13 protein-coding genes are annotated in these 11,604 nt (G+C 62.0%); 7 read left to right on the forward strand and 6 right to left on the reverse strand.

From position 1 onward, the window contains the following. Positions 1-843 (forward strand): SbmA/BacA-like family transporter (locus tag ACIQ47_RS05080; protein ID WP_396437124.1); only part of this gene is annotated, 843 nt, incomplete at its 5' end. Positions 844-864: 21 nt separating this feature from the next. On the opposite strand, the gene ACIQ47_RS05085 is transcribed toward ACIQ47_RS05080, so the two are convergent. The 3 genes from ACIQ47_RS05085 to ACIQ47_RS05095 are packed head-to-tail and all read right to left on the reverse strand — an operon-like array spanning position 865 to position 4,894. Next, positions 865-2,550: a SulP family inorganic anion transporter gene (locus tag ACIQ47_RS05085; protein WP_396437125.1), complete on the reverse strand. Its 1,686-nt coding sequence runs from the start codon at positions 2,548-2,550 to the stop codon at positions 865-867. Positions 2,551-2,574: 24 nt separating this feature from the next. Continuing rightward, on the reverse strand, positions 2,575-3,915 hold the full coding sequence (locus ACIQ47_RS05090; RefSeq protein WP_396437126.1) for a sulfatase: 1,341 nt from the start codon (positions 3,913-3,915) through the stop codon (positions 2,575-2,577). 4 nt (positions 3,916-3,919) lie between these two features. Then, positions 3,920-4,894 carry a Bug family tripartite tricarboxylate transporter substrate binding protein gene (locus ACIQ47_RS05095; RefSeq protein WP_396437127.1) on the reverse strand — a complete coding sequence of 325 codons (975 nt, stop codon included), beginning with the start codon at positions 4,892-4,894 and terminating at the stop codon, positions 3,920-3,922. 112 nt (positions 4,895-5,006) lie between these two features. On the opposite strand from ACIQ47_RS05095, the gene ACIQ47_RS05100 reads away from it, so the two are divergent. Next, positions 5,007-5,531, forward strand: a complete 525-nt coding sequence (locus ACIQ47_RS05100; RefSeq protein ID WP_396437128.1) for a MarR family winged helix-turn-helix transcriptional regulator — start codon at positions 5,007-5,009, stop codon at positions 5,529-5,531. Further along, positions 5,528-6,049, forward strand: a complete 522-nt coding sequence (locus ACIQ47_RS05105; RefSeq protein ID WP_396437129.1) for a thermonuclease family protein — start codon at positions 5,528-5,530, stop codon at positions 6,047-6,049. Before ACIQ47_RS05100 ends, ACIQ47_RS05105 begins: the two co-directional genes overlap by 4 nt. 33 nt (positions 6,050-6,082) lie before the next feature. Here ACIQ47_RS05105 and ACIQ47_RS05110 read toward each other — a convergent pair whose 3' ends face one another. The 3 genes from ACIQ47_RS05110 to gpmA form a co-directional block, all read right to left on the reverse strand. Further along, positions 6,083-6,838, reverse strand: coding sequence for a HesA/MoeB/ThiF family protein (locus tag ACIQ47_RS05110; RefSeq protein ID WP_396437130.1), 756 nt, complete (start codon positions 6,836-6,838; stop codon positions 6,083-6,085). 26 nt (positions 6,839-6,864) lie between these two features. Next, complete coding sequence (locus ACIQ47_RS05115) at positions 6,865-8,313, reverse strand: S41 family peptidase (protein WP_296292784.1); 1,449 nt, start codon at positions 8,311-8,313, stop codon at positions 6,865-6,867. A gap of 99 nt (positions 8,314-8,412) precedes the next feature. Further along, a complete protein-coding gene (gpmA, locus tag ACIQ47_RS05120; RefSeq protein WP_396437131.1) occupies positions 8,413-9,150 on the reverse strand; it encodes a 2,3-diphosphoglycerate-dependent phosphoglycerate mutase in 738 nt (245 codons plus the stop codon). 113 nt (positions 9,151-9,263) lie between these two features. Here gpmA and ACIQ47_RS05125 point away from each other — a divergent pair, with 113 nt between their 5' ends. From ACIQ47_RS05125 to ACIQ47_RS05140, 4 genes are all read left to right on the forward strand, one after another. Next, complete coding sequence (locus ACIQ47_RS05125) at positions 9,264-9,665, forward strand: rhodanese-like domain-containing protein (RefSeq protein ID WP_396437132.1); 402 nt, start codon at positions 9,264-9,266, stop codon at positions 9,663-9,665. Between the two features lie 27 nt (positions 9,666-9,692). Beyond that, positions 9,693-9,953, forward strand: coding sequence for a glutaredoxin 3 (grxC, locus tag ACIQ47_RS05130; protein WP_396437133.1), 261 nt, complete (start codon positions 9,693-9,695; stop codon positions 9,951-9,953). 137 nt (positions 9,954-10,090) lie between these two features. Then, complete coding sequence (gene secB, locus ACIQ47_RS05135) at positions 10,091-10,570, forward strand: protein-export chaperone SecB (protein ID WP_396437134.1); 480 nt, start codon at positions 10,091-10,093, stop codon at positions 10,568-10,570. 24 nt (positions 10,571-10,594) lie between these two features. Then, positions 10,595-11,596: an NAD(P)H-dependent glycerol-3-phosphate dehydrogenase gene (locus ACIQ47_RS05140; RefSeq protein WP_396437135.1), complete on the forward strand. Its 1,002-nt coding sequence runs from the start codon at positions 10,595-10,597 to the stop codon at positions 11,594-11,596. Positions 11,597-11,604 lie beyond the last annotated feature (8 nt).

An 11,604-nucleotide genomic window follows, 5' to 3' on the forward strand; every position in this document is an offset into this window, starting at 1 on the left:
TGGTACGGCGAGTTTTATGACCTGTTGCAAAAGCCCGAGCAGGCCGGCGGGCTGGAGAAGTTCTGGGGCTTCATGTGGCAGTTTGCGTGGATTGCTTTTCCGTTCATGTTGCTGCGCAGCCTCGAGACGTATTTGGCGTCCCACTTCGCTTTTCGATGGCGTCAGGCCATGACCGAGGCGTACCTGCCGCGCTGGCAGGGCACCGATGCCAGCGTAGAGGGCGCTTCGCAGCGGATTCAGGAAGACTGCATGCGCTTTGCCCGCCAGACCGAAAACCTGGGACTGGGCTTGGTCCGGGCGGTGCTGACCTTGCTCTCGTTCATCCCGATTTTGTGGGCTTTGTCCACAGGTATGGCCATTGCCTGGTTGCAGTTTGAGGGCTCGTTGTTCTGGGTGGCGCTGGCCACGGCGCTGGGGGGCACCGTCATTTCATGGTTTGTGGGCATTCGGCTGCCGGGGCTGGAGTACAACAACCAAAGGACTGAGGCTGCGCTGCGCAAGGACCTGGTGTTTGCCGAGGACGAGCGCAGCCGCATGCATTTGCCCACGGTGCTGGAGTTGTTCATGGGGGTGCGGCTGAACAATTTCCGGCTGTTCAACCACTACGCATACTTTCACCTGTGGAGCAATTTTTACGGCCAGATGATGGTGATTTTCCCCTTCTTGCTCATGGGGCCTTCCTTGTTCACGGGTTTGATCACTTTGGGGGTGATCCAGCAAGTGAGCAATGCCTTTGGCAAGGTCAATGACGCGTTTTCTTACCTGATCGAGCGCTGGACCGACATCACCGAGCTGAGATCCATCTACAAACGCTTGTCGGAGTTTGAAAAAGCGCTGGCCTGAGGCCCGGACCTGCGTGGTCGATCAGATAGCGGCTGCGGCGATGTCGGCTGGAAGCGGTTCCAGCGCTTTGAGTGCCTGCAGGGCTTCTGCGTCGGTGCGGTAGAGGTTGATGTGCGGGCTCTCGCGCAGCTCGCCCGCCCGTCGCAAAGTCGTCTCCACCGGCAGCTTCATCCCACTGATGTGCAAGCTGATGCCCCTGCTGGCCAACTGACGGTGCAACTGGCCGAAGGTTTCCACACCGGTCACGTCGATCCGGTTGATCGGCTGGGCAAACAGGCAAACATGTTTCACATCGGGGTGGTTGGCCAAGTGGTCGGTGATGGCGCGGTCAAAATCGCTGGCGGCGGCAAAGTCCAGTTCCGCGTCCAAGCGCATCGCATACAAGTGCGGGGCCAGCGGGGGCAGTTTCCACAGGTGGCGGTCGCGCAGACTGCCGTCGGCGTGCAGGCCCACTTCGATGATGCGCGGGTGCAAGCGGGTGTGCAAAAAGTGGCTCAGGCCCACCAACACCCCGGTCATCACGCCCCAGTAAATGCGTGGTGCCGTGAGCAGGGTCATGGCAAAGGTGATGCCCGCCGTCATGGTCTCGATGCGGCCCACGCGCCAAACGGCCAAAAACTGGCGGGGCTGAAACAGGTTGAGCACGGCCACGATCACGGCAGCCGACATCACCGAGCGCGGCACAAATTGCAGCGCCGGCATGAGGATCAGCAAAGCCAGCAGCACAAAACTCACCGAGGCCACCACCGCCCAGCCTGAACGCGCACCGGCATACAGCATCAGGGCCGAGCGCGAGAACGAGGTGCTGGTGGCAAAGCTGCCCGAAAAAGCCGAGGCCAGCTTGGCCAACCCTTGGCTGAAGAGCTCGGTGCTGTCGTCCCAGCGCTTGCCATCGCGGCGGCATTCGATGCGGGCACTGGACGCCGTCTCCAGAAAGCTCACCAGTGCAATCACCATGGCGGGCACCCAAAGTTGGTTGAGGGTGTCCAGCCCCGGCCACTGGGGCCAGTAAAAGTCAGGCAGGCCCGAGGGCAGCAAACCCACCACCGCGCCGTGCTCCTGGTAATTGGTGGCATAGGCCAATGCCGACGCCATACCCATCACGATCATGATGCCAGGCCATCGCGGCCTGAAGTGGCGCAGCAGCAGCAAGATGGCCAGACTGCCCAGCCCAAACCACGCCGGCCAGCCGCTGAGCCAAACAGGCCAGCTTTGCACATCCCAGCTCCAGGTTTTGACGCCCAGCAAGCCAGGCACTTGCGACGCCATGATGAGCAAAGACGCGGCTTGGGTGAAACCCATCATCACCGGGGCGCTGACCAGATTGATCAACCAACCGTAGTGGCCCAATCCCAGCAGCAGCTGAATGGCCCCCGAGAGCAGTGACAACCACACCGCCAACGCCACCCATTCGGCGGAGCCAGGCTCTGCCATGCCCGTGAGAGACGCACCAATCAGCACACACGTGAGCGCTGCCGGGCCCACCGACAAGCGGTTGGCGCTGCCAAACAGCACGGCCAACAGCGCCGGGATCAAGCAGGTGTAAAGCCCGGTGACCAGCGGCATGCCCGCCAGGCCCGCATAGGCCACGGCTTGGGGAATCATCACCAGCGCCACCGTCAAACCCGCCACCACTTCGGTGCGGGCCAGAGTTGCGGTCAACCGCGGCCATTGGCGGAATGTCAAAAATCGTTGCATATCAGGCATGCCCGATCTTAGCCGTCAGGGCCATCAGCGCTGCGGCATGTCCTTGACCGAGTAGCCTAGGCTGACGGTAGCGTCTTCGGGGATGGCGGGCACGGTGGCGTCCCAGGCTTCCCACGCTGCGCGCATGGTTTGCAAGCGCTCGCTCTGGCGTCCTCCCAGGTTGGCGCGTTCGCGTTCGTCGGCGGGGATGTTGAACAGGTAGTCGTTGCCGTCCACCCGCAGGTATTTGTAGTCGCCCATGCGCAGGGCGCGTTGGCCGCGGTGGTTCATGCGCCAATACAGGGGGCGCTCAAATTGGTGCTGGGCATCGCGCAGTACATGGGCCAAAGACACGCCGTCAAACGGCAAGTCGCCCCGGGCCTGTGCACCTGCCAGCTCGACCAGGGTGGCCGACCAGTCCATGGTCATGCAGTGCTGGGCGGAGGTGCCGCCCGGCGCGATCACGGCTGGCCAGTGCGCGATCCAAGGCACGCGGATGCCGCCTTCGGTCAGGTCCATCTTGCCGCCCACTAAAGGCCAGTTGTCGCTGAAGCGCTCACCGCCGTTGTCGCTGGTGAAGACGATCAGGGTGTTGTCGAGTTGTCCGGTTTTTCTCAAAGCTTCCACCAGCCAACCAATGCCTTCGTCCATGTGGTGGATCATGCGGTGGTAGGTGTGGATGTTGCCGCCGTGCAGGTGAAAGATGTTGTCTTTCACTTCAGCTGCCAGCGCATGGTCTTCGCGCGTTTCCCAGGGCCAATGCGGTGCGGTGTAGTGCAGGCTCAAAAAGAAGGGGGTGCCTTGCGCAGCGCCCGGGGCCATGCGCTCGACATAGTCCACCGCCCGCTTGGAGATCATGTCGGTCAGGTAGCCGTCTTCGGGGGTTTCGTCTTCGCCGGTGAAGAGGTCGTGTGCACCGTTGGAGGCGCAGTGCGTGAAGTAGTCCACCCCGCCCGACATGGGGCCAAAAAATTCTTCATAGCCCGATTTGATCGGGCTGAAGTGCGGTGGGTAACCCAGGTGCCATTTGCCGATCAGCGCGGTGCGGTAGCCGCTGGCCTTGAGCAAGGACGGCAGCGTGGGGTGCTCGGGTGGCAGGCCCAGCACGGCGCTGCCCCGGCTGCGGCTGTTGATGGGTTCGTCGGCACCGCCGCGCAGGCGGTACTGGTAGCGCGCCGTCATGAGTGCAAAGCGGGTGGGTGAGCACACGGGCGAGTTGGAATAGCCTTGCGTGAACTTCAGGCCCGCTGCGGCGAGCTGGTCGAGCACGGGCGAGACCTTGCCGAATTTCGCGTCGCGGCCGCCGTAGCAGCCCAGATCTGCAAAGCCGAGGTCGTCGGCCACGATGAAGATGATGTTGGGGCGTGCTGAGGTGGTGTCTGTCATGCGTTCAGTCAAGTTGCACGCCCGTCGCCTTGATGGGTTTTTCCCAACGGTTGAGGTCGGCTTTTTGAGCGGCGGCCAGATCAACAGAGTTAGAACCAATTGGCTCAAGGCCAAGTTTGATCATTTTGTCTTTCATGGCGGGGTCGCGGGCGACCTTCATCATGGCTTTTTCGAGGCGAGTGAGGGCATCGCCTTTGAGGCCAGCGGGACCGTACATGGCGAACCAGGCCGTGGCTTCCATGTTGATGCCCGACTCTTTGAGGGTGGGCACTTCGGGCACTTGCGAATCACGCTGGCCGCCGGTGACGGCGATGATGCGCACTTTGCCTGCACGGTGCATTTCGGCGGTTTCGGACACCACGTCAAACTTGTAGCCGATGTGGCCGCCCAGCAGCGCTGTGTTGGCCGGTGCACCACCTTGGAAGGGGATGTGGTTCAGGCTGATGCCCGCAGACTGCTCCAGCAATACCCCCATGAAGTGCGGCAAGGTGCCTGCACCGGGTGTGCCGTAGCTGGCAGAAGCCGGGTCGGTTTTGGCTTTGGCCGTCATCTCGGCCACGGTTTTCACGTTGCTGGAGGGGCCAGAGACCACGCCAAACTGGAAGCGGGCGATTTGCGAGACGGGCGTGAAGTCTTTCACCGCGTCGTAGTCGAGCTTTTTGTAGACGTGGGGAAACAGCACCATGGGGCCGCTGGGCAACACGATCACGGTTTGGCCATCGGGCTTGGCGGCTTTGACCAGGTTCAGGGCAATGCGCCCGCCAGCGCCGGGTTTGTTGTCCACCACGATGGTGCCAAAATCGTCGCGCAGCGCTTCGGCCACCATGCGGGCCAGGATGTCGGCCGAGCCGCCAGGTGGAAAGCCCACCAGGATTTTGAGTGGGGGCTTGTCTTGGGCCTGCAAACTGGGTGTGATCACGGCCAGTGACAGAGCGACCAAGCCCAGGGCTCGGCGGGTCAAGTGTCTGATGTTGTGCATGCGTGTCTCTTGGTGGGGGAGGTTAAAGCCCGGGAATCCAGGCCGAACGAGGTGAAAATGTAATCCTTGACATGACAATTGATCTAATCAATCATTCCCCTGGAAAACCCTGATGCCGCTGTCTCCATCTCAACGCTTGGCCTCCATTGAGGACCTCCTGCTCTACCGGTTGGGCCGCTTGTCCAACACGGCTGGTGCCTTGGTGGTGCGGCTGTGCGAAGGGGGTTACGGCATCACGCGGCGTGAGTGGGCGATGGTGGCGCATTTGTACGAAAACGGCGCTTTGCCGCCCTCGGTGCTGGCCGAGCGCATGCACCGTGACCGCGCCCGCACGTCGCGTACCTTGACGGCCCTTGGCAAAAAAAAATTGGTGATGCGCACGGTGACACCGGGTGACCGACGCGGCGCGCGGGTGGAGTTGACGCCTGTTGGGCGGCAGTTGTATGCGGATTTGATGCCGCGCATCCAGGCCATCAATGGGCAGGTTTTGAGTGCCTTGCAGGGCGACGAAGTGGTGCAGTTCGACGCTGTGCTGGCACGTTTGCTGGTGCGGGCCCAGAGCCTGGTGGTGGAGCTCAGTCCCAACTGGCCGCGAGCCAACCGCAGGCGTGGCCCGGTGGCGCGGAGCCCGGCATGAGGGCATGGGTATTTGGCTGGGCCCTTTTGTTAGGGCTGGGGAGCGTTTTTGCAGAGCAGGTCAAGTCGACAAACCAGGCCAAGGCCGAGGTCTGGACCGGTTGGGTCAGTTGGGTGATGGACGGCGACACGGTTTTGGTGGTGCGCCCAGGCCAGAAAGAGCCGGTCAAGCTGCGCCTGGATGCGGTGGATGCGCCTGAAACTTGCCAGCCGGGTGGCTCAGCGGCGCGTGACGCCATGATCGCGCTGGCGCTGCGCAAACCGGTTCAGGTGCAGTCGCTGGGGCACGACAGCTACGGGCGGGACATTGGCCGTTTGTCAGTGGACGGGGTGGATGTTGGCGCGCAGATGGTGCGCTCGGGCATGGCTTGGGCTTACCGTTTTCGTACGGGCCGGGGGCCTTACGCGGCCTTGCAGCGGCAGGCACAAAAGGAAAAAAGAGGGGTGTTTGCCGGGCATGAGGCCCCCATGTCCCCGGCTTTGTTCAGGAAGTTCAACGGCAGCTGCCACGCCTCTTGAGCGAGCAGCCTCAGGCTCAGTCGCTGAAGCGGGTCAGACCCTGTGGGCCGCGCACACCGGGCATGCCGCGTTGCGCTGCATGCGGATGTCGGTCCAGGACAGTTCGCGCCCGTCGAGCATGAGCAAACGCCCGGCCATGTGGCTGCCCATGCCGCTCAAGATCTTGAGCGCTTCGGCTGCTTGCACCGTGCCGATGATGCCCACCAGCGGGGCGAACACGCCCATGGTGGCGCAGCGGGTTTCTTCGGGCAGTTGGGTGGGCGGGAAGATGCAGGCGTAGCAGGGCGCATCGGGCTGCGTGCTGTCAAATACCGAGACCTGCCCGTCCATGCGGATGGCTGCGCCCGAGACCAGTGGTTTGCGGTGCAGCACACAGGCCAGGTTCACGGCTTGGCGGGTTTCAAAGTTGTCGCTGCAGTCCAGCACCACATCGGCCTGGGCCACCAGGGTGTCCAGCAAGGCCGCATCGGCACGGTGGGTGATGGGGGTGACGCGCACATCGGGGTTGATTTGCGCAATCGCCGTGCGCACCGAATCGGCTTTGAATTGACCCACCCGATCCAGCGTGTGGGCAATTTGGCGCTGCAAGTTGGTGGCGTCGACGTGGTCGTGGTCGACCACGGTGATGTGGCCTACGCCTGCACTGCCCAGGTAGAGGCTGACCGGTGAGCCCAGGCCGCCTGCGCCGATGATGAGGGCGTGTGAAGCCAGCAGTTTTTCCTGCCCGTCGATGCCCAGTTCGTTGAGCAGGATGTGCCGCGAATAGCGCAGCAGTTGCGTGTCATCCATGGGCGGCGTCCGTCAGTTGCTGGCGATCAGTCTTTCTTCTCGACTTTGCGTTCGGCCAGTGTGGTGCTGGCTTTGACGGGCTGGCCTTTGAGTTGTTTGAGGGCCTGGGCCAGTTGGAAGTCTTTGTCCGAGCCGAATTCAGGCAGGCGACGTTCGGCGACCGGTTTTTTGGCGTCTTCTTCCAGTTTTTTCATGGCCTCTTCACGGGCTTTTTCGCGGGCGGGGTCTTTGGCTTCTTCGGCTTCTTTGCCGTTCAACAGGTGTTTGCCCAGGTCGGCTTCGCGGGTGCGCAGGGCGGCAAAGACGTTGCCTGTTTCGGTCTCGTCGAGCATCACGTCGGGCACGATGCCCTTGGCCTGGATGGCGCGGCCATTGGGCGTGTAGTAGCGGGCGGTGGTGATTTTGAGGGCGGTGTCAGGGCCCAACTGGCGCACGGTTTGCACCGAGCCTTTGCCAAAGGTCTGGCTGCCCATGAGGGTGGCGCGTTTGTAGTCTTGCAGGGCACCGGCCACGATTTCGCTGGCCGAGGCCGAGCCTTCGTTGACCAACACCACCAAGGGCACTTTTTTCAGGGCACCGCCCGTGGCCTGCGTCATGCGGGTGATGGGGTCGTTGTTGTTGTTGCGACGCCAAAACTGAGGTGATGCCTTGTAGGTGAACTTGCTTTCGGCCAGCTGGCCGTTGGTGGTGACCACCGTGACGTTGTCGGGCAGAAAGGCGGCCGACAGGGCCACCGCAGCATCCAGCAGGCCACCCGGGTCGTTGCGCAAATCGAGCACCAAGCCCTTGAGCTGGGGGTCTTGTTTGTACATCTCTTCGATCTTGCGGGCGAAGTCTTCGACGGTGCGTTCCTGGAATTGCGAGACGCGGATCCAGCCGTAGCCGGGCTCGATCAGCTTGGACTTGACCGATTGGGTCTTGATTTCTTCGCGGATGATGGTGACCGGGAAGGTGCGGTTTTCGTCTTTGCGGAAAACGGTGAGCACCACTTTGGTTTTGGGCTCGCCGCGCATGCGCTTGACCGCTTCGCTGAGCGGCAGGCCTTTGAGCGGGGTGTCGTCGACTTTGGTGATCAGGTCGTTGGGTTTGAGGCCTGCACGGTCGGCGGGTGAGCCTTCGATGGGCGAAACGATCTTGACGACGCCGTCTTCTTGGCTGATTTCGATGCCCACGCCGACAAAGCGACCCGAGGTGCCTTCAGAAAATTCTTTGAAGGTTTTTTTGTCAAAGTACTGAGAGTGGGGGTCCAAGCTGGCCACCATGCCGGAGATGGCTTCAGTGATCAGTTTTTTCTCGTCAACCGGTTCTACGTAGTCGCTTTTGACCATGCCAAATACGGCGGCCAGCTGCTGCAGTTCTTCAAGGGGAAGGGGGGCCATGTTGCCGCGCGCCACAGTTTGCAGCGACATGGTGGTGAGGGCACCAGCCAATGCGCCCACGCTGAGCCAACCGGCGATCTTGAGTTTGTGTCCCATTTTGCGAGTGCGTGTGCAGTGAAGTTCGGACCAATATACACCCGCAAGTCCTGCGCCGTGGGGCTGGGTGTGTAATTTCCTGTAAAGGGCCTTGTGCGGTCAGGTTTTACCTTGGCTGGCCACGGCAGCAGCGGCTTGGGCGGCGGCTTCGGCGTCGCCCAGGTAGTAGTGGCGAATGGGCTTGAGGTCGGCGTCCAGCTCGTACACCAAGGGGATGCCGTTGGGGATGTTCAGGTGCACGATGTCGGTCTCGGAAATGCCGTCCAGGTACTTGATCAGGGCGCGGATCGAGTTGCCGTGCGCGGTGATCAGGACACGCTTGCCCGCACGGATGCTGGGGGCAATGCTGTCGTTCCACGCGGGCAGCACGCGCGCCACGGTGTCTTTCAGGCATTCGGTCAGGGGCACCAATGCTGGATCGGGGTAGCGGCGGTCGCTGCGTTCGCAGCGGGGGTCGGTCGCTTCCATCGCGGGTGGGGGTGTGTCGTAGCTGCGACGCCAGACCAGCACTTGCTCGTCACCGTATTGCTTGGCCATGTCGGCTTTGTTCAGGCCCTGCAGCGCGCCGTAGTGGCGCTCGTTCAGCCGGTAGTCGTTGACCACCGGCAGCCAAGTGCGGTCCATCTCGTCCAGGGTGAACCAAAGGGTGAGGATGGCGCGCTTGAGCACCGAGGTGTAGCACAGGTCAAAGTCCAGGCCTTCGGCCTTGAGCAATTTGCCCGCCGACATGGCCTGGCTCACCCCGGTGGGGGTCAGGTCCACATCGGTCCAGCCGGTGAAGCGGTTTTCCAGGTTCCAGGTGGATTCGCCATGGCGAATGAGGACAAGTTTGTGCATAGAAAAGAGGCCTTGGAGGCGTTTTAAAACAGGGGCAAGCCCGGCATTTTAGAATTGCGAGTTATCTGCCCGCTGACAGGGTGGCATTTTTTTGATGAATAAAGGTCTGTCCCGTGAATTTTTTGATTGAGAACTGGATGTTGCTGGCCTTGGCCTTGGGGTCGGGCTTTGCCTTGTTGTTGCCGGTTTTGACCAAGGGCAGTGGTCTGGACCCGCAGACCATGGTGCAACTGATGAACCGCGAGAAAGCCGTGGTGATCGATGTGTGTGAGCCCGACGAATTTGCTCGGGGGCATGTCATCGGGTCCAAAAACTTGCCTTTGGGCCAGCTTGAAGAAAAGCTGGGCCAAGTGGTCAAGAACAAGTCGGCCCAGGTAATCATGGTGTGCCAGGTGGGTGCGCGTTCGGCGCGTGCCGCTGCCACTGCACGCAAGCTGGGCTATGACAACGCGCAGTCGCTCTCGGGCGGTTTGCGCGCCTGGACTGCGGCCAGCATGCCGACCGAAAAAGCCTGATTTCACATTTGCCACCAAGGAATTCTCATGCAAGCCGTCAAGATGTACACCACCGCTGTTTGCCCTTATTGCGTACGGGCCAAGCAGCTGCTCAAGTCCAAAGGGGTCGAGCAAATTGAAGAAATCCGCATCGACATCGATCCGGCCCAGCGCGACCACATGATGCAAATCACGGGTCGCCGCACCGTGCCGCAGATTTACGTGGGCGAGACCCATGTGGGCGGCTGCGACGACCTGATGGCCCTGGACGCCAAAGGCGGCTTGGTGCCTTTGCTGCAGGCGGCTTGAATTGCACCGCGGGTTATTCAGGGTTTTCATGGCCCTGAACATGCCTGCTGGGGGCGGCTGGCATGGTCGATAATGCGGCTGTCCCCTTCCTCCATCTGTCCGGTTTTTCCGGCACTTTCATTTCATAAGAGTTTCCCATGACCGATACCGCTGTCACCACCGCCACCGAAGCCCAAGCCCCCGTGTTCCAGATTCAGCGTGTGTACCTGAAAGAGGCTTCGCTGGAGCAACCCAACTCGCCTGGCATCTTGCTGGACCAGCAGCAGCCCAACGTGGACATCCAGTTGGGCGTGGAGGCCACACCCGTGGCCGAAGGCGTGTTTGAAGTCTGCGTGACCGCCACCGTGCACACCAAAATCGGCGACAAGACTGTGTTTTTGGTTGAGTGCAAGCAGGGCGGCATTTTTGAAATCCGCAACCTGCCCGATGACCAGATGGGACCCGTCATGGGCATCGCTTGCCCGCAAATCGTGTACCCCTATCTGCGTGGCAACGTGGCCGACCTGATCACACGTGCGGGCTTTCCGCCGGTGCACTTGGCCGAGATCAACTTCCAGGCCATGTACGAGCAGCAACAAGTCCAGCAAGCCGAGCAGGCCGCTGCGATCACACAGTAAGCCGGACCGAGGTTCAGCCGGACCATGCACATCACCCTCATTGGTGCCGGCGCTTGGGGCACCGCCATGGCTTTGGCGGCGGCCCGTCACACGGGTGGACATGCGGTCACTTTGCACGCCCGCGATGCCGCCCAGGCCGCGGCTTTGCGCACGCAAAGGCAAAACGCCCGTTACCTGCCGGGCATCGACTTGCCCGGCTCCCTTCAGATTTCATCGGTCCCCTTGGCGTCTTTGCTGATGTCCTCAAGGGGCTGCAACTTGTGGGTCATTGCCACGCCCATGGCGGGTTTGCGCGATGCGCTGACGGCCATGTCGGAGGTGAGCGCGCCTGTGGCCTGGCTGTGCAAGGGTCTGGAGTCGGGCACCGGGTGGATGCCCCACGAGGTGCAGGCCCAAGTGGCCCCGCACCTGATGGCGGGTGCGTTGAGCGGCCCGAGTTTTGCCTTGGAGGTGGCGCGCCAGCAACCCACGGCTTTGGTGGCTGCCAGTGCTTATGCCAGTGTGCGCGACGCCTTGGTGCAGGCTTTCCACGGCCCGGCCTTGCGAGTGTATGCCAACAGCGACATCGTTGGGGTCGAGGTGGGCGGGGCCGTGAAGAACGTGTTGGCCATTGCCACGGGCTTGTGCGATGGTCTGGGTTTGGGCCTGAATGCGCGGGCTGCCCTGATCACCCGGGGCTTGGCCGAGATGACACGCCTGGGTCAGGCGCTGGGAGCCCAGAGCGACACCTTCATGGGTTTGTCGGGCTTGGGCGACCTGGTGTTGACGGCCACGGGGGATCTGAGCCGCAACCGCAAAGTGGGTTTGCTGCTGGCCCAAGGCCAGACACTGGATCAGGCGGTGACTTCACTGGGCCATGTGGCCGAGGGGGTTTACAGCGCCCGCACCGTCTTGCAACGTGCCCGCGCTGTGGGGGTGGACATGCCGATCACCGACGCGGTGGTGGCTTTGCTGGACAGGCGTCTGAGTGCCCGTGAGGCTGTGCAGGCCCTGATGGGACGAGACCCCAAGGGCGAATTCGCCTGATTTGCCAT

The sequence above is a fragment of the Limnohabitans sp. genome (assembly GCF_044373035.1).
Classification (GTDB): Bacteria; Pseudomonadota; Gammaproteobacteria; order Burkholderiales; family Burkholderiaceae_C; genus Limnohabitans_A.